Annotated in this window: 16 protein-coding genes and 2 pseudogenes; 8 read left to right on the top strand and 10 right to left on the bottom strand. The window is 73.8% G+C overall.

Annotated features, from left to right (window positions below; genetic code table 11):
* From VR45_RS24755 to VR45_RS24715, 9 genes and pseudogenes are all read right to left on the bottom strand, one after another.
* A partial coding sequence (locus VR45_RS24755; protein WP_045942031.1) for a ferredoxin reductase occupies positions 1-888 on the bottom strand: 888 nt, incomplete at its 3' end.
* A gap of 154 nt (positions 889-1,042) precedes the next feature.
* Positions 1,043-1,957 (bottom strand): metal-dependent hydrolase, encoded by a 915-nt coding sequence (locus VR45_RS24750; protein ID WP_045942030.1) that lies wholly within the window; start codon positions 1,955-1,957, stop codon positions 1,043-1,045.
* Positions 1,958-2,148: 191 nt separating this feature from the next.
* Positions 2,149-2,928, bottom strand: coding sequence for an IclR family transcriptional regulator C-terminal domain-containing protein (locus VR45_RS24745; protein ID WP_045942029.1), 780 nt, complete (start codon positions 2,926-2,928; stop codon positions 2,149-2,151).
* A gap of 295 nt (positions 2,929-3,223) precedes the next feature.
* Positions 3,224-4,684 carry a catalase gene (locus VR45_RS24740; protein WP_045942028.1) on the bottom strand — a complete coding sequence of 487 codons (1,461 nt, stop codon included), beginning with the start codon at positions 4,682-4,684 and terminating at the stop codon, positions 3,224-3,226.
* Between the two features lie 150 nt (positions 4,685-4,834).
* Positions 4,835-6,061, bottom strand: a complete 1,227-nt coding sequence (gene alc / locus VR45_RS24735; protein ID WP_234326113.1) for an allantoicase — start codon at positions 6,059-6,061, stop codon at positions 4,835-4,837.
* Between the two features lie 89 nt (positions 6,062-6,150).
* A pseudogene (allB, locus tag VR45_RS24730) lies at positions 6,151-7,535 on the bottom strand (allantoinase AllB).
* A 168-nt stretch (positions 7,536-7,703) separates the two neighbouring features.
* Positions 7,704-8,846 (bottom strand): glycerate kinase, encoded by a 1,143-nt coding sequence (locus tag VR45_RS24725; RefSeq protein WP_045942027.1) that lies wholly within the window; start codon positions 8,844-8,846, stop codon positions 7,704-7,706.
* A gap of 375 nt (positions 8,847-9,221) precedes the next feature.
* Positions 9,222-10,109: a 2-hydroxy-3-oxopropionate reductase gene (locus VR45_RS24720; RefSeq protein ID WP_030392035.1), complete on the bottom strand. Its 888-nt coding sequence runs from the start codon at positions 10,107-10,109 to the stop codon at positions 9,222-9,224.
* A gap of 73 nt (positions 10,110-10,182) precedes the next feature.
* Positions 10,183-11,034, bottom strand: a complete 852-nt coding sequence (locus tag VR45_RS24715) for a TIM barrel protein (RefSeq protein WP_045942035.1) — start codon at positions 11,032-11,034, stop codon at positions 10,183-10,185.
* Between the two features lie 203 nt (positions 11,035-11,237).
* On the opposite strand from VR45_RS24715, the pseudogene VR45_RS24710 reads away from it, so the two are divergent.
* The 7 genes and pseudogenes from VR45_RS24710 to VR45_RS24680 form a co-directional block, all read left to right on the top strand.
* Positions 11,238-11,447, top strand: a pseudogene (locus VR45_RS24710) (thiamine-binding protein); the annotation flags it as partial.
* Positions 11,448-11,518: 71 nt separating this feature from the next.
* Positions 11,519-11,878, top strand: a complete 360-nt coding sequence (locus tag VR45_RS24705; RefSeq protein ID WP_045942026.1) for a helix-turn-helix domain-containing protein — start codon at positions 11,519-11,521, stop codon at positions 11,876-11,878.
* A gap of 201 nt (positions 11,879-12,079) precedes the next feature.
* Entirely contained in the window at positions 12,080-12,583 is a 504-nt protein-coding gene (gene uraD, locus VR45_RS24700; protein ID WP_052709346.1) for a 2-oxo-4-hydroxy-4-carboxy-5-ureidoimidazoline decarboxylase, read from the top strand.
* Between the two features lie 99 nt (positions 12,584-12,682).
* Complete coding sequence (uraH, locus tag VR45_RS24695; protein WP_045942025.1) at positions 12,683-13,018, top strand: hydroxyisourate hydrolase; 336 nt, start codon at positions 12,683-12,685, stop codon at positions 13,016-13,018.
* A 28-nt stretch (positions 13,019-13,046) separates the two neighbouring features.
* Positions 13,047-13,967 carry a factor-independent urate hydroxylase gene (gene pucL, locus VR45_RS24690; protein ID WP_045942024.1) on the top strand — a complete coding sequence of 307 codons (921 nt, stop codon included), beginning with the start codon at positions 13,047-13,049 and terminating at the stop codon, positions 13,965-13,967.
* Between the two features lie 217 nt (positions 13,968-14,184).
* Positions 14,185-15,654, top strand: a complete 1,470-nt coding sequence (locus VR45_RS24685; RefSeq protein ID WP_045942023.1) for a nucleobase:cation symporter-2 family protein — start codon at positions 14,185-14,187, stop codon at positions 15,652-15,654.
* Positions 15,655-15,709: 55 nt separating this feature from the next.
* The gene (locus tag VR45_RS24680; RefSeq protein ID WP_045942022.1) at positions 15,710-17,095 is read left to right on the top strand and encodes an 8-oxoguanine deaminase; all 1,386 of its coding nucleotides are present in this window, start codon (positions 15,710-15,712) and stop codon (positions 17,093-17,095) included.
* Positions 17,096-17,352: 257 nt separating this feature from the next.
* Here VR45_RS24680 and VR45_RS24675 read toward each other — a convergent pair whose 3' ends face one another.
* Complete coding sequence (locus tag VR45_RS24675; protein WP_052709345.1) at positions 17,353-18,639, bottom strand: MFS transporter; 1,287 nt, start codon at positions 18,637-18,639, stop codon at positions 17,353-17,355.
* Positions 18,640-18,694: 55 nt separating this feature from the next.
* Between VR45_RS24675 and VR45_RS24670 the strand changes: the two genes are divergently transcribed.
* On the top strand, positions 18,695-19,450 hold a 756-nt coding region (locus VR45_RS24670; RefSeq protein WP_045942021.1), incomplete at its 3' end, for a hypothetical protein.

Here is a 19,450-nt window from a genome sequence, read left to right as displayed (position 1 = left end):
GGGCAGTTCGGGGCCGTCGGCGCCGAGGCGGACCGCGAACGGCTCGCCGTCGGTGACCGGGGCCGCGCCGAACCGCTCGAAGTGCAGGGAGGCGGCGGGCGAGGCGTCCAGGGCCCGCTGGACGGCGGTGAGCATCGGGGCCGGGCCGCAGCAGTAGACGGCGGCCCCGCGCGGGGCGTGCGCGAGGAGTTCGGCGCCGGTGGGCGGGCCGCCGTGCTCGTCGTCGGTGCGCGGGTGGACCCGGGCCGGGTCGAGTGCGCGCAGCTCGGCGGCGAACGGGAGGGTGTCGGCGCTGCGGCCGGTGTGGACGAGGTGCCAGTCCAGGCCGGTGCGCCGGGCCTCCCGGACCATCGGGAGCAGGGGGGTGATGCCGATGCCTCCGGCCAGGAACAGGACGGCCGGTTCGGCGCAGAAGGCGAAGCCGTTGCGCGGGCGGCGGGCGGCGAGCCGGGTGCCGGGGTGGAGGGTGTCGTGGATCTCCGCGGAGCCTCCGCCGCCGTCGGGCAGCCGGCGGACGGCGATCCGGTAGCCGGACCGCTCGGCCGGGTCCGCCGGGTCGCCGCAGAGCGAGTAGTGGCGCTCGCGGCCGGAGGGGAGGGTGAGGCGCAGGTGGGCACGCAGGTGGGCACCGGGCTGCCAGGCGGGGAGCGGGCCGCCGGAGGGGTCGGCGAGGGTGAGCTCCACGACGTCGGCGGCGACCTGGCGGCGGGCGGTGACGACCAGTTGCAGCGCCTCGGTGGGGCGGCTGTAGGGGCGGCGCGGGTTGCGCCGCAGCAGCGGGCTGCCGAGGGCGGGGGTGTAGCGGTCGCCGAAGGCGGTGAGGAAGCGGAAGAAGGTGTCGGCGCGCGGGCGGCCGTAGAGGTCGGGGGGCGGGGTGCTCAGGTCCATCCGGCGGGGTCCTCGGTTCCGGTGGCGGCTGACGGCGGGGCTCCGGCAGCCGGCAGCTGGCAGGTTCGGGCGGGGCGGGCGGCGAAGGGGCGGGCAGCGAAAGGGCGGGCGGTGAAGGAGCGGGCGGCGAAGGGCCGGGCGGCGGCCCGGGAGGTCACCGCCCGGCGGCGGCGCGGGCGGCCGGGGAGGTCGCGAGGTAGCCGAGGGCCTGGCTGGAGGAGCCCTCCTGGGTGGGGTGGTAGCCGGGCCGCAGGTAGCGCAGGCCGGAGCGGATCGACCGGACCGGGTCGGGCAGCAGGCCCCGCTTGGCGATCCGGCCGGTCTCGCGCCAGGTGGGCCTGAGCCGCCCGTCCAGGGTCGGGTCGGCCGCCAGCAGGAAGCGGGCGCCGCGCACCCAGAGGTGGACCAGCAGCGGGCCGGAGACGAGCATGCCGCGGATCCGGCGGGCGTAGCCGGGGTCGAGGTGGACCATCAGGTCGAAGGCGACGCTGCGGTGCTCGACCTCCTCCGCGCCGTGCCAGCGCAGCAGGTCGAGCATCGTCGGGTCGGCCTGGGCGCGGTCCAGGCCCGGGGAGTTGAGCGCCCAGTTGCCGAGGAAGGCGGTGAAGTGCTCGATCGCGGCGACGAAGGCGACCCGTTCGATGAGGTTCTCGCGCTGCCGGGCCGGGCTCAGGCCGGGCTTGTCGCCGAGGACGCGCTGGAACAGCCAGGAGACCTGTCGGACGTAGGGGCGCGGGTCGAGGCCCTGGCCGAGCAGGTGGTCCAGGACCTCCTGGTGCGCCTCGGCGTGGATGGCCTCCTGGCCGATGAACCCGAGCACCTCCTCGCGGAGCTGCTCGTCGCGGATCAGCGGGAGGGCGTCCTTGAACACCTTGACGAACCAGCGCTCGCCCTCGGGGAGGAGCAGGTGCAGCACATTGATGACGTGGGTGGCCATCGGCTCGTCGGGGATCCAGTGCAGCGGCAGCGCGGCCCAGTCGAAGCGGACGTCGCGGGGCTCCAGGACGAGGCTCTCGTGCACTCGGGCGGCGGGCGCGGCGAGGGCGGGGACGGGGGTGGGGCTGGGCATGGGAGGGCCCTCCTGACCTGCGGGTGGCGGCTCGACCCGGCAAAACGTACTCGCGGGTAGCCCGTGCCACAAGGGTTTCTGCCCGCCTTATCGACATCGAGTCTAATAAGTGATGTGCACCGCGCGGACCACCGGGAAACCCGGAAACGCGAAGACCCCGCCGAAGCGGGGTCCCGTGGGCGTGCGGCGGGTCAGACCGCCATCGCCAGCATCAGCGGCGCGGCGCGGGCGGCCAGCAGTTCGGCGGCCGCCTTCAGCCGGTGCGCGTCGCCGACCGGCATCGAGGTGGCCAGGCAGCCGACCGTGCTGCCGGCGGTCACCGGGACGGCCGCGCAGACCGTGCCGACGGCGTACTCCTGGATGTCCAGTACCGGCACGGTGGCGGGCTGCCGCTCCAGCCGGTGCATCAGCTGGTCGGCGTCGGTGACCGTCCTGGAGGTCAGCCGGGCCACCGGGTGGCGGGACAGGTGGTCCCGGCGACCGTCGTGGTCGAGCTGGCCGAGCAGGCACTTGCCGATCGCGCTGGCGTGCGCGGTGGCCCGGAAGTCCACCCACTCCTGCACCGCCGGCGCCAGCTCGGAGGCCGAGACCGCCACCACCGACAACTCCCCGTCGTGGTAGCGGCTGAAGTACACCGCCGCGCCCAACTCCTCGCGCAGTTCGTCGAGTTTGCGGTCCATCCGGGCGCGCACCAGCTGCTCGCGGTTGTACTGGCCGAGCAGCGCGAAGGTGCCGCCGAGCACCCAGCCGCCGTCCTGGCAGTCCAGGTAGCCCTCGACCTCCAGGATCTCGGCGAGCCGACGGACCGTCGGGAGGCCCAGCGAGGTCTCCCGGGCGAGGGTCACCAGGGTGGCGCCACCGGGGTGCCGGTCGACCGCCTCCAGCAGTCTGAGGGCGTGTCGCAGCGAGGTGTACGGACCGGGTGTTCCCTGCTCCGGTACGGCGTGACGGCCCGGGGCTGGTGTCGACATGTCGTCCCCTTCCGATGTCCACCCGCCAGGTGACCCGCGGGTAGGTCCACCCTATCCACCGCCCGCCTCCGCCAACTCCCCCTCGTGGAATATTCGGGTGGACACGGTGAATCGCTTGACTGGCATATGCCCCACCGAACACCCGCTCACTCCCGCGCGGACCGCGGAGCCCGGTCGGACGACCGGGAGACGCGGCCGGGCCGCTCCCCCGCTGCCAACGGGGGAACGGCCCGGTCGGGAGGGGCGGCCGGCGTGCGGGGCCGGCCGCCCGGGAACGGGGGGTGGGGACTCGGGGTCAGGACTCGTCGACGGCCCGCAGCTTCGCCACCGCGGCCTCCAGCCGGGCGCCGTACTCCTCGTCGGCCGCGTGGAAGTGGGCGAGGTTCTTCTCCACGATGTCGTCCCGGGTGACCTGGGCCAGCGCGCCGGCCAGGTTGGCGATCAGGCGGCCCCGCTCGCCCTCCGACATCAGCCGGTAGAGCTCCCCGGCCTGGAAGAAGTCGTCGTCCTTGGTGTGGGCCGGGGTGGTGTAGGTGCCGGTCCAGCCGGTCAGCTCGGTCGGGGCGGAGAGCGCCGCGTCGGTCTGCGCCGGGCCGTCGTAGGAGTTGGGCTCGTAGTTCCGGCCCCGGCCGGCCGGGTTGAGCGCGCCGAGGCCGTCACGGCCGTAGTTGGCCGCCTCGGTGGCCCGGGGCGCGTTGACCGGCAGCTGGGTGTGGTTGACGCCGAGGCGGTAGCGCTGGGCGTCCGCGTAGGCGAACAGCCGGCCCTGGAGCATCTTGTCCGGGGAGGGGCCGATGCCGGGCACGAAGTTGTTCGGGGAGAACGCGGACTGCTCGACCTCGGCGAAGACGTTCTCCGGGTTGCGGTTGAGCACCAGACGGCCGACCTTGACCAGCGGGTAGTCCGCGTGCGGCCACACCTTGGTGAGGTCGAACGGGTTGAAGCGGTAGTCCGCCGCCTCGGCGACCGGCATCAGCTGCACATAGAGCGTCCAGGTCGGGAACACCCCGCGCTCGATGGCCTGGTGGAGGTCGCGCTGGTGGCTGTCGGCGTCGCCGCCGACCGCCTCGGCGGCCTGCCCGGCGTCCAGCGAGCGGATGCCCTGGTTGGTCTTGAAGTGGTACTTCACCCAGAACGCCTCGCCCTGCTCGTTGACCCACTGGTAGGTGTGCGAGCCGTAGCCGTTCATGTGCCGGTACGAGGCGGGAATGCCCCGGTCGCCGAACAGCCAGGTGATCTGGTGGGTCGAGGCGGGCGAGTGCGCCCAGAAGTCCCAGACGTTGTCGGCCTCCTGGACGCCGGTGAACGGGTCGCGCTTCTGCGAGTGGATGAAGTCCGGGAACTTCAGCGGGTCCTTGATGAAGAAGACCGGGGTGTTGTTGCCGACGAGGTCGTAGTTCCCCTCCTCGGTGTAGAACTTGACCGCGAAGCCGCGCGGGTCGCGGACGGCGTCGTTGGAGCCCAGGTTGCCCGCGACGGTGGAGAAGCGCAGGAACAGCTCGGTGCGCTTGCCGACCTCGCCGAGGAACGCGGCGCGGGTGTACTGCGACACCTCGTCGGTGACCTCGAAGTAGCCGTACGCGCCGGAGCCCCGGGCGTGCACGACGCGCTCCGGAATGCGCTCGCGGTTGAACCGGGCGAGCTTCTCCAGCAGGTGCTGGTCCTGGATCAGCAGCGGGCCGTATGCGCCGGCCGAGGCCGAGTTCTGGTTGTCGGCGACCGGGGCGCCGGACTCCGTGGTCAGGATCTTGGGCATGACGGGTCCTTCGGTGTCGATAAGGGTCTTGCGTGGAGAGGGATGTGACGTGACGTCATCGAGCGTGACGCGACGTGGCATGGCATCGGGTCCGGCGCGGCGCCGCCGGACCGGATGCCCGGATGCTCGAATGCCCGGATGCTCGAATGCTCAGATGCCGAGCAGTCGCCAGGCGGCCGAGCGGCGGCGGGAGGAGTGCTCGCCGTCGGGGCCGTCGGAGTGGCTGAGCCCGGCGACGGCGGCCCGGGCGGCGACCGGCCCGCCGAGCGGACGGGCGGCGGTGAGCTCGGCGGCCTCGGCGGCGGTCAGGCCGGCCTCGGTGAGCGCGGCCGCGGCCTCGGCGGCCGGCACGGCGTCGAACCAGCGCAGGGCGAGGGCGGCCCGGCCGGCCTCGGTGAGGCGGCCGGTGATCCGGAGGCGGGCGAGGCCGCCGTCCGGGTGGACGTCGATCCGCACATGGGTCACCGGGCGGCCCGGGGCGAGCCGCAGCCGGTGCCGGGTGTCGGGCTGGAGGCGGGTGCGCGGCAGCAGCGGGAACCAGCCGTCCGCGTCGGTCGCCGGGTCCCCGCCGGCGGAGGCGTCGTAGCCGACCAGGTCGGCCCAGCCGGGGGCATTGGCGACGAAGTGGGTGGTGTCCACCTCGACGGCCAGGGCCTCACCGCCCCCGGCCAGGGCGATCCGCACCCAGTCGTTGGCCTTGTCGCGCCGACGCCGGGTCTCCCAGCCCTCGCCCATGACGGAGGCGCGGCCGGGAGCGTTCAGGTTGTGCGGGGAGGAGTAGAAGCGGTCGGAGGCGGCCTCGGCGACACCGCCGTGCTCCTGGGCCGCCAGGTCGAAGGTGAGGCCGTCCAGTTCGCGCGGGTCGGGCAGGACCTCGCCGTGGACGCGGAGCCGGGCCACCCCGCCGTCGGGGAAGATGTTGAGCCGGACGTGGGTGAACCGGGCCCCGGAGTCGACCGGGAACTCGTGGGCGGTGTCGCCCCGCAGCGGGGTGCGCGGCAGGACCTCCACCCACTCGGCCCCGGCGAGCTCGGCCGGCGAGGGGTGGCCGGGTATCGAGGCGGCCTCGACGGAGGCGCTCTCCGGGTAGTTGCCGGTGAAGTGCGCGGTGTCGACAACCAGTCCGCGGATCACTCCGGCGGCGCCGAGCCGGACCACGGCCCAGTCGTGGTCCTCGTCGGTGGGGTGCGGCTGCCCGGCACTCGCGCCCCGGCGGCGGCGGGACTCCCACCCGTCCATGATCTGGCCCTTGTGGCCGAAGGTGTGCGGGCGGAACTCGGCGGGCGCGGCGACCAGCAGGTTCTCGGCGTCCGCGAAGGTGTCCTCGTTGGTGGCGACGACGCCCGCACCGAGGGCGCGGGAGGCGAGGTTCACCAGCTCGGTGAACGGCGCCCGGGCGGAGGCGGCGGCCGGGGCAGAGACCGGTGCGGCACCGGTGGCGGGAGCGCTCTGGGCGGGGACCGTGGTCACTGGATCTCCTCGGACGGGTTGCTGGGGCGGGTGAGCTGGACGCCGAACGGTGCGCCGCCCGGGTCGACGACCCGGCCGCGCAGCCAGGTCGTGCGCACGGCGCCGGTGAGCGTCCGGCCCGCGTACGGGGTGACGGGGTTGCGGTGGTGCAACTCGGCGGCGTGGACGGCGAAGTCGGCGTCGGGGTCGAAGGCCACCAGGTCGGCGTCGTGGCCGACCGCGATGGCGCCCTTGCGCCCGTCGAGGCCGACCAGCCGGGCCGGTCCTGCCGACATCCAGCCGACCACCTCGGCCAGGGTGCGGCCGCGCCGCCGGGCCTCGGTCCAGACCGCCGGCAGGCCGAGCTGGAGGGAGGCTATCCCGCCCCAGGCGGCCGCGAAGTCGCCGCTGCCGCCGTGCTCGGGCAGCAGCTTGAGGTCCGGGGTGGAGGGCGAGTGGTCGGACACGACGGCGATGAACTCCCCTGCCGCCAGGGCCTCCCAGAGCGCGTCGCGGTTGGCCTCGTCGCGGATCGGGGGGCAGCACTTGAAGGCGGTGCCGCCGTCCGGTATTCGCTCGGCGGCGAGGGTCAGGTAGTGCGGGCAGGTCTCGGCCGTGACCCGGACGCCGTCCGCCCTGGCCCGGCGCAGCAGCGGCAGGACGGCTGCCGAGGACACGTGCAGGACGTGCACCCGGGCGCCGGTGCGCCGGTGCGGCGGGCCGCGTCCAGCAGCCGGGCGACGGCAGCGGTCTCCGCGCCGGCGGGGCGGGAGGCGAGGAAGTCCCGGTAGTGGACGCCGGGTTGCTGCGGCGCGGCGGCCAGCACGGCCGGGTCCTCGGCGTGGATGATGGCGAGTGCCCCGAGCCGGGCCTGTTCGGCCAGCGCGGCTTCCAGGCCGGCCGCTTCGAGGTGCGGGAACTCGTCGACGCCGCTGGGCGCGAGGAAGGACTTGAAGCCGAACACGCCTGCCCGGTGCAGGGGTTCGAGGTCGGCGAGGTTGTCGGGGACGGCGCCGCCCCAGAAGCCGAGGTCGACCCAGGCCTGGCCCTCGGCGGTCTTCCGCTTGGCTTCGAGCCCGGCGAGGGTGGTGGTGGGGGGCACCGAGTTGAGCGGCATGTCGACGATCGTGGTGACGCCGCCGGCGGCGGCGGCCCGGGTGGCGGTGGCGAAGCCCTCCCACTCGGTGCGGCCGGGCTCGTTGACGTGCACGTGGGTGTCGACCAGGCCGGGGAGCAGGGCGGTGCCGCCGAGGTCGGTCACCCGGTGGCCGTCGGCCGGGATGGTGCCGTGGGCGGCGATCCGCTCGATCTTCCCGTCCCGGACCAGCACGTCCGCGGGGCGCTCGCCGTCGGGCAGGACCACCCGGCGGGAGCGGATCACCTCGGTCTCGCTGATGGGCATGAGGGACCTCCGAAGCCTGATGAGGGGATGGCTGGTACGAGTGGGTGCGCCGAAGGATGGCCCGGAGCCTAGGCCCGCCTTCAACAAAACGTCAATGGAGGAAACTACGAGGAGCGCGGCGGACGGGCGCCGGAGCGGGTGGGCCGGGAAGGCCGGGACCGGGTGGGCTCAGCGGCGCAGGAGCTCGGCGGCGAGTCGCTCCCCCGCGACCTCGGCCAGCTCTCCGGCCCTGGTCATGCCCTCGCCCGGGGTCTCGCCCAACTCGCTGAGCGCGTAGGCCGCGACGAAGCCGGCGGACCGCCACTCCCGCTCGGACAGCTCCACCCGCCCCGCGACGGCGGCCACCCGAACCCCCGCCCGGGCAGCCGCCGCGGCGACGCCGGCGGGGGCCTTGCCGTGGAGCGTCTGTGCGTCCAGGCAGCCCTCGCCGGTGACGACGAGGCGTGCCCCACGCACCGCCCCGTCGAAACCCAGCAGGTCGAGCAGCAGCTCGATGCCGGGTCGCATGGTAGCGCCGAGAAGGGCCAGCGCGGCGAAGCCGACCCCGCCCGCGGCCCCGGCGCCGGGGGCGTCCCGGACGTCCCGGCCGACGGTGGCGGCGACCACCTCGGCGAACCGGGTCAGACCTTCCTCCAGGACCAGCAGGTCCTCGGCGCTCGCGCCCTTCTGCGGGCCGTAGACGGCGGCGGCTCCGCGCGGGCCGAGCAGCGGGTTGTCCACGTCGCAGGCGACGACCACCTCGACGCCGTCCATGGTGCGGGCCGAGGCGCCGAGGTCGATCCGGGCCAGTCGGCGCAGCGAGGCTCCGCCGGGCGGGAGTTCGACGCCCTCGGCGTCGAGCAGCGACACCCCGAGCGCCTGGAGCATGCCCGCCCCGCCGTCGGTGCCGGCGCTGCCGCCGAGGCCGAGGACGATCCGCCGGGCCCCCTGGGCGACGGCCCTGGCGATCAGCTGGCCGACGCCGTAGGAGCCGGCCGCGAGCGGGGCGGTCCGCCCGCCGGGGAGCCGGGCCAGGCCGGAGGCCTGCGCCAGCTCGACCACGGCGGTGGTGCCCCGGACGGCGAGCGCGGCGTCCACCGGCAGGCCGGTGGGGCCGGCCACCTTGGCGGCGACCCTGGTGAAGCCGGCCGCGAGGGCGGCGGCCAGGGTGCCTTCGCCGCCGTCGGCGACGGGCAGTTCGCGCACCTCGGTGCCGGGCGCGGCACGGCGGATGCCGGCGGCGATCCGGGCGGCGGCCTCGGCACCTTCGAGGGTGCCCTTGAACTTGTCGGGAGCTACGACCACATGGCCCTGGTGGGGGGTGGCGGGCATGGCGTGGGCCTCACTTCCGGGCTGGTCTGGCAATGGTTCGTCAAGCATGGGCCCGGGCGGCCCGGGAGCGGCTCCCTCCCCGCCGTTCCCCTCGCCCGCTTCCGACGTACGAGGGGCTCCCCTCGGTGAGGGAGGGAGCCGGTGCGACGCGCCGGGTGCACGACCGAAGTGCCCCGTGAGGGTGGGCGCGTCGCAGCCTGGTCGATCGACGGGCGGGCGGATGAGCCCCGGCCCGCCCGCCGATCGGGTCTGGAGTCGCCGTCGGCCGTCGGCCGCCGGTCGGCCTCCCGGTGGCGCGGGCACGACCGGACAGGTACACGCCACCGGGAGGAGCTGTGGGGGGTGCGGGGCCACTTCGCCCCGCCACCCGTGGGGCTACTTCACCTCGCGGCCGGAGAGCCGCTCGACGCCGCGCAGCAGCGCCGAGTGGTCGAGGGAGCCGTCGCCGTTGGCCCGGGCCGAGGCGACCAGCTGGGCGACGACCGCGCCGACCGGCAGCGCCGCGCCGACGGCCCGGGCGGCGTCGGTGACGATGCCCATGTCCTTGTGGTGCAGGTCGATCCGGAAGCCGGGGGCGAACTCGCGGTCCAGCATGTTGGCCTTCTTGCGGTTCAGCACCGTCGAGCCGGCCAGGCCGCCGCCGAGCACGTCCAGCGCGGCGGCGAGGTCCACACCCGCGTTCTCCAGGAAGACCACAGCCTCGGCCAGCACCTGGATGTTGACCGCGACGATCAGCTGGTTGGCGGCCTTGACGGTCTGGCCGGCACCGGCCGGGCCGACGTGGACCACGGTGGTGCCGAGCGCGGCGAACAGCGGCTCGGCCTCGGCGAAGTCCTCGGCGGCGCCGCCGACCATGATCGACAGCACGGCCTCGACGGCACCCGCCTCGCCGCCGGAGACCGGGGCGTCCAGGGCCCGGACGCCCTTCTCCTTCGCGGCGGCCTCGACCTTGATCGAGGTCTGCGGGGTGATGCTCGACATGTCGATGAGGAGGGTGCCCGGGCGGGCGTGCTCCAGGACGCCGCCCTCGCCCAGCACGGCCTGCTCGACGTGCGGGTCGGCCGGGACCATGGTGATCACGACCTCGGCGTCCTTCACCGCGTCGGCGATGCTGGTGGCGCCGTGGCCGCCGGCCGCGACCAGGGCGTCGATCTGCGGCTGGGTGAGGTTGTAGCCGGTGACGTGGTGGCCGGCCCGGACCAGGTTGGCCGCCATCGGGCTGCCCATGATGCCGAGGCCGATGAAGGCGATCTTGCGGCTCATCGCGTCGTTCCTTCTGTTGCGTGCGTGCGGGGTGCGTACGGGTGCGTGGAGAGAAGCGGGGGGAGGGCGAGCATCAGAGCGCCGCCGCGCGGTGCTCCCGCGCGAGCCAGTCGAAGCTGTCGGCGCTGACGCCGGTGGACGGCCGGTACTCCAGGCCGATCCGGCCGGTGTAGCCGGCGGCGGTGAGGCGGGCGAACAGGTCCTCGAAGTCGAGCCCGCCGGTGCCCGGCTCGTTGCGGGCGGGGGTGTCGGCGATCTGCACATGGCCGATCCGGTCGGCGTAGGTGTCGATGACCGCGGCGAGGTCCTCGCCGTTGCGGGCCAGGTGGTAGAGGTCGCAGAGGAACTTGGCGTTGCCCAGGCCGGTGGCGGCGTTGACCTTGTCCACCACCTCGACCGCGGCGGCCGCGGAGACCAGCGGGTAGTCCGGGGACTCCGGCCGGTTCAGCGCCTCGACCAGCAGGATCGCGCCGATGCCGTGGGCGGCCCGGGCGGCGAGCACGAGGTTCTCCAGCGCGAGCGCGTCCTGCTCGGCCGGGTCGACGCCCTCGACGCGGTTGCCGTAGAGGGCGTTCAGCGCCGGGGTGCCGAGCGAGGCGGCGAGCGCGGCGGCGACCGGCACATTGGCCCGGAAGCGGTCGCGCTCCGAGGGCAGCGAGACGGTGCCCCGGGCGCCCGTGGTCAGGTCGTCGAGGAAGTTGAGACCGGTGAGGCGGACGCCGGCGTCGGTGAAGGCCTTGCGCAGCGCGTCGAGTTCGGCCTCGGACGGGTCGTGCTCCGTGCCGAACGGCCACCACAGCTCGGCGGCGGTGAAGCCGGCGGCGGCGGCCGCGGCCGGGCGCTCCAGCAGCGGGAGCTCGCCGAACAGGATCGACAGGTTGACCGTGAAGCTGTGCCGGGCGGCGGCGCTCGGTTCGGCGGCCATGTCCATCACCTCGTACTCTCTCTTCCGACATCCACAACTTCCACGATCCGGAAGAGGGATTCTGTCTGGTGGAAGCATGTCCGGGCCGTCGAGCGACTGTCAAGGCATCTGCAACAAATTGTTGAAGCGCTGCGCCGCAGGCCGGGCCCCGATGACCGGCTCACCGCCGCACGACCGCTCGCTAGAGTGAGCGGGTGCGATTGATGGTGGAGTTCACGACAGAACCGTTCGAACTGGACACGTTCCCGCCGCACGCCGTGGCGGCCCGCAAGGTGGTCGACGAGGCGGGCCTCGACGTCGCGGTGGGCCCGTTCGGCACCGGCGCCGAGGGTGAGGCGGACCAGATCCTGGCCGCCGTGTCCAAGCTGCTCCGGGAGAGCCTGGACGCCGGCGCGACCCGGATCTCGGTCCAGGTCAGCGTCCTCGCCGAGGCCGAGCCCGAGAGCGAGAGCGCAGCCGGGGAGGGCCTGTCTCTTATACACATCTGCTCGCCGCGGCGATCAAGCCGCTGCTGGACGCGGTCGGCGCGACGCCCGTCCCGCTGGACGAGGCGAAGGCCGAGGACGTCGTCCTGGAGTGGGAGGGCGAGCGGGCGCTGGCCGTCCGGCTGCCGCACCTCAGCAGTGCGCTGGACCGCCTGCTGGCCGAGATGACCCGCCAGTTCGACGGCCGCCCGCTGACCGAGCTGGACCGCTGGGAGAAGCAGCGCGTGGTCGCACTGCTGGAGGAGCGCGGCGCCTTCACCGTCCGCCACGGCGTCGAGACCGTCGCCACGGCGCTCGGCGTCAGCCGCTTCACCGTGTACAACTACCTCAACCGCCAGGACGGCGCGAAGCCGAACTGACCCCTCCCGCAGGGGCGCGCCCCGCCGGCCCGGCCAGTCTGACCCGGGCCCCGGCGGGGCGCACTTGTCTCATCACACACGAAACACCCCGCGACCAGGGCCGTCGCGAAACGTAACCACCAACCGTTCAACAAAGTGTTGACGGCCTGATCCCACGGATCTAGCTTGTGCGGGTGGCACCACTCTCCAGGAGGTCCACCCGTGACCAACCACCCCCACGCCCTTGACGCCCTGGCGGCGACCGACTCCGCCGAGCTGAGGGAGATCCTGCTGGACGTCTGCACCAGCCCCGCCTGGGCCGACGCCGTCGCGGCGGCCCGTCCGTGGAAGGACCGCCGGGCCCTGCTCGAGGCCAACGCCAAGGCGATGGCCGGGCTCTCCGTCTCCGACCTGCACGAAGCGATGGCCGGCCACGCCCGGATCGGCGCGCCCAAGCCGGGCGACGCCACCTCCGAGCGCGAGCAGGCCGGCGTCCACGGCGCCGACGAGGCCCTGCTCGACGAACTGCGCCGGGCCAACGCCGCCTACGAGGCCAAGTTCGGCCATGTGTTCCTGATCTGCGCGACCGGCCGCACCGCGGCCACCGTGCTCGACGCCCTGCGCGAGCGCCGGCCCAACGACCCCGCCACCGAGGCGGAGATCGTCCGGGGCGAACTGCGCAGGATCAACGACATCCGGATCAACCGGCTGCTCGACGACAACTGACGGTCGTTCGGCCTCCTTCGGCGCCGCCTCAGGTATCACTGACGCAGCACCTCCGCGTCCCCCCGCACCACCTCTGCCATCAGTAAGGTCACCTCACCCATGACTGGCATCTCCACCCACGTGCTCGACACCAGCCTCGGCCGCCCGGCCGAGGGCGTCCCGGTCGAGCTCGCACTGCACACCGAGGGTGGCTGGCAGGTGCTCGGCACCTCCGCCACGGACTCCGACGGCCGGGCCAAGGACCTGCCGGCCGTGGAGGCGGGCTCGGTCGTCCGGCTGCTCTTCGACACCGCCGCGTACTTCGCCCGGAAGTCCGAGGAACCGCCGTTCTTCCCCGAGGTCACGATCGTCTTCACGGTCGCGCCCGCGCAGCACCACTACCACGTGCCGTTGCTGCTGAACCCGTTCGGATACTCGGTCTACCGCGGAAGCTAGACCGATCGATTGATATGGGAGCCATGTCATGGCCCACGTGCTCGGTCAGAACCAGTACGGCAAGGCGGAGAACCGGATCGTCCGCGTCTACCGCGACTCGACCCGCCACGAGATCAAGGACCTGAACGTCTCGGTCGCCCTCTCCGGCGAGTTCGACGACGTCCACCTCACCGGGTCGAACGCCAACTGCCTGCCCACCGACACCACCAAGAACACCGTCTTCGCCTTCGCCAAGGAGTACGGGATCGACTCGGCCGAGGCCTTCGGCATCCTGCTGGCCCGGCACTTCGTCGACGACACCGAGCGCGGTGTCGTGCACCGGGCCAGGATCCGGATCGAGGAGTACTCCTGGGACCGGATCCGCACCCCCGACAGCAGCGCCCGCTTCATCGGCTCCGAGGAGGTCGGGCACTCCTTCGTCCGCACCGGCCAGGAGGTCCGCACCAGCGAGATCGTCTACGACGGGGACTCCGTCCAGGTGATCTCCGGACTGAAGGACCTGGTCGTGCTGAACTCCACCAACTCGGAGTTCTGGGGCTACATCAAGGACAAGTACACCACCCTCCAGGAGGCGTACGACCGGATCCTCGCGACCCAGGTCACCGCCCGCTGGAAGTACGGCTTCACCGGCCGTGACGACGAGGCCCAGCCCAACTGGAACCGCAGCTACACCCACATCAAGCGGCACCTGCTGGAGGCCTTCGCCGAGACCTACTCCTACTCGCTGCAGCAGACCCTGCACGCGATGGGCACCCGCGTCCTCAACAACCGCGCCGAGGTCGACGAGGTCCGGCTCGAACTCCCCAACAAGCACCACTTCCTGGTCGACCTGGAGCCGTTCGGACTCAAGAACGAGAACGAGGTCTACTACGCCGCCGACCGGATGTACGGCCTGATCGAGGGCACCGTGCACCGCGAGGGCGTCGTACCGGTGATCCCGGTCGTCTGAACCCGACCCGCCGGCCTCCCGCCGGCACCCGGCACCACCTTCCGCACCACCTGCTTCTCCACCCCCACCCATCGGAGACCGTGCCCAACCTCACGGCGGCCGGCCCGGGGAGCTGGAGAACCCGCCCCGAGGGACTCCTGCACCGCCGTCCCCGCCCTCGGGGAACACCTCCAGCGTCACGGGCGCGCCGAGAGCCGAGGCACAAGAGGGGCTCGACATGGCACCCAGCAACACCGGCAGCACCGACGGCGGTTCCACCCCTGCGAGAACACCCGGCCCGGACGGCGCACCGGCGCGCCCCGCCGGCACGCCGTCCGGACCGGAGGTCCACCCCGTGGACCAGCTCCTGCCCCCGGTGAGGCTCCTCACCAGCGGGCTCCAGCACGTGGCCGCGATGTACGCGGGAGTCGTCGCTCCCCCGCTCATCGTCGGCGCCGGCGTGGGCCTGAGCCCCGCCGAACTCGCCCTCCTGATATCGGCCAGCCTGTTCACCGCCGGACTGGCCACCCTGCTCCAGACCATCGGCGTCTGGCGGATCGGCGCCCGGCTCCCGTTCGTCAACGGCGTCTCGTTCGCCGGCGTCGCCCCCATGATCGCCATCGCGAAGGAGCACGGGCCGAAGGACGCCCTCCCGGTGATCTTCGGCGCGGTGATCGTCGCGGGGATCCTGTGCCTCCTCGCGGCACCGTACTTCTGCAAGCTGATCAGGTTCTTCCCCCCGGTCGTCCAGGGCACCGTGATCACCCTCATCGGGGTGTCCCTGCTCCCGGTGGCCGTCAACTGGGCCCGCGGCGGTTCGCCGGACGCCCCCGGTTACGGCTCCACCAAGGCCATCGGGCTGGCCGCGCTCACCCTCGGCGCGGTGGTCCTCGGCAACCGGCTGCTGCGCGGCTTCTGGCAGCAGCTCTCCCTGCTCGTCGGCCTGGCGGTCGGCACCCTGCTCGCCTTCCCGCTCGGGCTGGCCGACTTCGGCGCCGTCCACGAGGCCCGGATCTTCGCCCTGCCCTCGCCCTTCCACTTCGGCGCGCCGATCTTCGACGCCGCCGCGATCGCCTCGCTGTGCATCGTCATGGTGGTCGCCATGACCGAGTCCACCGCCGACATGCTCGCCCTGGGACGGATCGTCGACCGCGAGGCCGACGAGAAGACCCTCGCCGCCGGACTGCGGGCCGACGGTCTCGCCACCGCCGTCAGCCCGGTCTTCAACGGCTTCGCGGCCAGCGCCTTCGCCCAGAACATCGGGCTGGTGGCGCTGACCGGGATCCGCAGCCGCTTCGTGGTCGCCACCGGCGGCGGACTGCTCGTCCTGCTCGGGCTGTTCCCGGTGCTCGGCGCGGTCGTCTCGCTCGTCCCGCAGCCCGTCCTGGGCGGCGCCGGGATCGTGCTCTTCGGCACGGTCGCCGCCAGCGGCATCCGCACCCTCGCGGAGGCCGGCCTGGACTCGGGCGCCAACACCGTCCTGGTGTCGGTCTCGCTCGGCGTCGGCATCGTCCCGATCGCCGCGCCGACCTTCTACGACGCCTTCCCGGAGGCCGCCCGCACCCTGCTCCACTCCGGCATCTCGGCCGGCTGCGTCGCGGCCGTCCTGCTCAACCTGCTGTTCCACCACCTCGGCGCCACCCGCCGGGCCGCCACCGAGGGGTCCTCCGACCCGTCGGTGCCGACGGCGACCCCGTCACCCTCCTGACCCACCGGGCGGGCATGCGCCCCGTGCCCGCCCGGCCCTCCCCCTTGGAGTCACCATGGCAGTCCAGCCCCCGCCCGCCGATCAGCGGATCGTCATCGAGAACGCCGCGATCGCCACCGTCGACGCCCACGACACCGAGTACGCCCGGGGCCACGTGGTCCTCCTCGGCAACCGGATCGAGTCGGTCGGCGACGGCCCCGCCCCGGCCTGGCTGGACAACGTGGTACGCCGGATCAACGCCGAGGGCCACCTCGTCACCCCCGGCCTGGTCAACACCCACCACCACTTCTACCAGTGGATCACCCGCGGCCTCGCCCAGGACGACATCCTCTTCGACTGGCTGGTCGCCCTCTACCCGACCTGGGCCCGGATCGACGACCGACTCGTGCACGCCGCCGCCCAGGGCTCCGCCGCCGCGCTCCTCAAGTCCGGCTGCACCACCGCCGCCGACCACCACTACGTGTTCCCCAAGGACGGCGGCGACATCCTCGGCGCCGAGATCGAGGCCGTCCAGGAGCTGGGCCTGCGGTTCACCGCGCTGCGCGGCTCGATGGACCGCAGCAAGAAGGACGGCGGCCTGCCCCCGGACCACGCCGTCGAGGAGCTGGACGCGATCCTCGCCGCCTCCGAGCAGGCCGTCGACCGCTACCACGACGCCTCCGCCGACTCGATGCTGCAGATCGCGCTCGCGCCCTGCTCGCCGTTCTCGGTCTCCACCCGGCTGCTGCGCGAGTCCGCCGAACTCGCCCGCCGCAAGGGCGTCCGGCTGCACACCCACGGCTCCGAGACGGCCGAGGAGGAGGCCTTCTGCAAGGAGCTGTTCGGGATGGGCCCGACCGACTACTTCGAGTCGGTCGGCTGGCTCGGCGAGGACGTCTGGATGGCGCACTGCGTCCACATGAACGACTCCGACATCGCCAAGTTCGCCGAGACCGGGACCGGCGTCGCCCACTGCCCCTCCTCCAACGCCCGGCTGGCCGCCGGGATCGCGCGGGTCCCCGACATGCTGGCGGCCGGTGTCCCGGTCGGCCTCGGCGTCGACGGCACCGCCTCCAACGAGTCCGGCGAACTCGGCACCGAGCTGCGCAACGCCCTGCTGATCAACCGGCTGCACGGCACCCCGACCGCGCTCACCGCCCGGCAGGCGCTGCGCCTGGGCACCATGGGCGGCGCCCGGGTGCTCGGCCGGCAGAACGAGATCGGCTCGATCGAGGCCGGCAAGCTCGCCGACCTCGCGCTGTGGAAGGTCGACGGCATCCTGCACTCCTCGATCGCCGACCCGGTCGCCGCGCTCGCCCTCGGTGCGCTGCCGCCGCTGGCCGTGCTCTTCGTCAACGGCAACGCCGTGGTCGAGAAGGGGCAGCTCACCACGGTGAACGAGGACCGGATCGCGCAGGCCTGCGCCCGGGCCGCCAAGGAGCTTGCTGCCCGGCCGATCTGACGTTCCGTCCGCTCGATCCGGCTGCTCGATCCGGCTGCCACTCCACCCGAACTCCGGGCCGCCCCAGGGACGGTGCGTCACCCGGACTCCGCCGGCCGGAAAGGACCCGGACCCTCCCGGTCCGACCCGCCCGGCCGGCGGAACGCGGCCCCGGACCCACGGCGAGGGTCCGGGGCCGCGGCGTGCCGCCGCACCGGAGCCGGCTCCCACCCCCGTGGGGCGCCCGCACCGGTGCGCGACAGGCCGACTCCCGGGGCTCAGCCGAGGCGGACGGCCGGGCCCGGGGCCTTACCCCGCACGGCCGCCGTCAGCGCCGGTCCGGCGAGCGCGAACACCCCCGCCAGCACCACCCAGCCGACCGCCCCGTGGTCCACCGCCGTCAGCGTGACCACCAGCGGCCCGATCACATGCGCGGCCGCCTGCCCGCTCATGAACACCCCCTGGTACTCGCCGTGCGCCCGCGGGTCCGCCAGGTCCAGGCTGAGCGTCCAGCCGCCCGCCGAGGTCAGCAGTTCGCCCACGCTGTGCACCAGCGCCCCCACCAGCAGCGCACCGGCCGCCGCCCAGGCCGGGCCGTACTGCGCCACCGCGTAGACCAGGCACCCGCCCGCCAGCAGCAGCGCCCCGCGCGCGCAGGCCCGCGCCGCCGACGCCACATCGGCGACACCCCGGCTCGCCCGCACCTGGAACGCCACCACCAGCACGCAGTTGACCACATTGACCGCCGCCACCGTCGCCGCCGGCGCCCGGGTGCCGAGCACGATCCACAGCGGCAACCCCACCGTCAGCACGGCGAGTTGCAGCTCCAGCACCGCGTGCAGCGCGGTGACCAGCAGATACCGGCGGTCGCGCAGCGCCGTCCGGGGACCGCGCCGGTCCTCGGCGGTGGCACCCGTGCCGCCCGTGGCACCTGTGGCAGCGGCGGCGGTCGCCGACACCGGCAGGCCCGCCAGCAGCACCGTCACGCCCAGGAAGCTCACCGCGTCCAGCACCAGCATGGTCACGTACCCGGTGTAGCTGTCGGCCTGCAGCGCGAGCGCCGCACCGCCCGAGCCGACCACCAGGCCCGCGTTCATCACCGAGCGCAGCAGCGCCCGCGCCCGCACCTGCCCCTCGGCGGGCAGCGCCCGGGCGATCAGCGCGCTGCGCACCGCCGCCGCCCCGCGCGCCAGCGTCGTCGCGGCGCAGGCCAGCACCACGAACGCGGCGAAGGAGTGCACAAAGGCGTAGCCGAGCACGGCCGCCGCCTCCAGCGGCCCGACCACCAGCAGCAGCCGCTTGCTCCCGACCCGGTCCGCGAGCCTCCCCATCGGCACCCCGGCGAACACCCCGCACACGCCGGCGACGGTGAGGCCGAGCGCCACCGACGTGGGCGTCAGACCGATGGAGCGGGTGAAGAACAGCACGTTCACCGTGACGAAGAGCCCGTCCCCGACGGAGTTCACCAGCCCCATCAGGACGAGTCTGCGCAGCAGCGGGTCGGCGGGCAGGAGGCGTCGGCCGGAGGCGCGCGGGCGCGCCTCCGTGGGAGGGGAGGAAGTCATGGACCAAGGACAGCGGGGTTCCCGGACGGGCGGAATTCTTTTACCGTTACGGTCAATGTTCGAGTTCCGCCTCGGGGTCGACGACCTCGCCGCCACCTGGTTCACCTACTCCCCCCTGCAGGAGGCGGTGCTGGGCCTGCGCGCCCGCCGCTGGACGTGGTACTACCCGGAGCAGCAGCCCTGGATCGCCGGCTGGCAGGACCGCTGGGAGACGCTGGACACCGCGCTGCTGGACGCGCTGATCACGCCGAACGCCTTCGTGCCGGACTTCCTGACGCCTCGCCCGGCGGTGCCCCGGCCGGACTTCCACGACGAGCTGGCCGAGCTGGCCAGGACCCCGCCGGAGGAGGTCAGGACGGACGTGCTGGCCGCCTACTCCGGCGACGGGAGTCCGCTGCCGCCGGTGCTCACCGCGCTGGTCGACGATCCGACGGCGCTGCGGGACCGGGTGGCGGAGGCGCTGTCGGCGTACTGGGCGCGCTGCCTGGCCCCCGCGTGGTGGCCGCGGGCGCGGGAGGTGCTGGAGGCGGACCTCGCCTACCGGGGCCGGATGCTCTCGGAGCGCGGTTCGGAGGGGCTGTTCGCGGACCTCGACGGCCGGATCTCCTGGCGGGCCGGGGTGCTGCGGCTGAACGACTCCAATCCGGCGGTCCAGGCACTGGGCACCTCGGTGGACGTGGCCGGGCGGGGCCTGGTGCTGATCCCGACGCTGGCCGGGCTCGGTGCGCAGACCGACATCACCCAGGACGGCCCGCCGCTGATCGCCTACCCGGCGCGCGGCCGGGCGACCATGGCGGAGGGCCTGGCCGGA

Origin of the sequence: Streptomyces sp. NRRL S-495 (assembly GCF_000966955.1) — a bacterium.
In the GTDB taxonomy this organism is placed as follows: domain Bacteria; phylum Actinomycetota; class Actinomycetes; order Streptomycetales; family Streptomycetaceae; genus Kitasatospora; species Kitasatospora purpeofusca.
This window is presented reverse-complemented; position numbering and strand designations above follow the sequence as displayed.

What these genes read in the sequence shown, in the direction of transcription:
- VR45_RS24750 (WP_045942030.1), bottom strand. Translation starts at nt 1,957, where the DNA reads ATGCCCAGCCCCACCCCCGTCCCCGCCCTCGCCGCGCCCGCCGCCCGA.
- VR45_RS24745 (WP_045942029.1), bottom strand. Translation starts at nt 2,928, where the DNA reads ATGTCGACACCAGCCCCGGGCCGTCACGCCGTACCGGAGCAGGGAACA.
- VR45_RS24740 (WP_045942028.1), bottom strand. Translation starts at nt 4,684, where the DNA reads ATGCCCAAGATCCTGACCACGGAGTCCGGCGCCCCGGTCGCCGACAAC.
- VR45_RS24725 (WP_045942027.1), bottom strand. Translation starts at nt 8,846, where the DNA reads ATGCCCGCCACCCCCCACCAGGGCCATGTGGTCGTAGCTCCCGACAAG.
- VR45_RS24720 (WP_030392035.1), bottom strand. Translation starts at nt 10,109, where the DNA reads ATGAGCCGCAAGATCGCCTTCATCGGCCTCGGCATCATGGGCAGCCCG.
- VR45_RS24715 (WP_045942035.1), bottom strand. Translation starts at nt 11,034, where the DNA reads ATGGCCGCCGAACCGAGCGCCGCCGCCCGGCACAGCTTCACGGTCAAC.
- uraH (WP_045942025.1), top strand. Translation starts at nt 12,683, where the DNA reads ATGACTGGCATCTCCACCCACGTGCTCGACACCAGCCTCGGCCGCCCG.
- pucL (WP_045942024.1), top strand. Translation starts at nt 13,047, where the DNA reads ATGGCCCACGTGCTCGGTCAGAACCAGTACGGCAAGGCGGAGAACCGG.
- VR45_RS24685 (WP_045942023.1), top strand. Translation starts at nt 14,185, where the DNA reads ATGGCACCCAGCAACACCGGCAGCACCGACGGCGGTTCCACCCCTGCG.
- VR45_RS24680 (WP_045942022.1), top strand. Translation starts at nt 15,710, where the DNA reads ATGGCAGTCCAGCCCCCGCCCGCCGATCAGCGGATCGTCATCGAGAAC.
- VR45_RS24675 (WP_052709345.1), bottom strand. Translation starts at nt 18,639, where the DNA reads ATGACTTCCTCCCCTCCCACGGAGGCGCGCCCGCGCGCCTCCGGCCGA.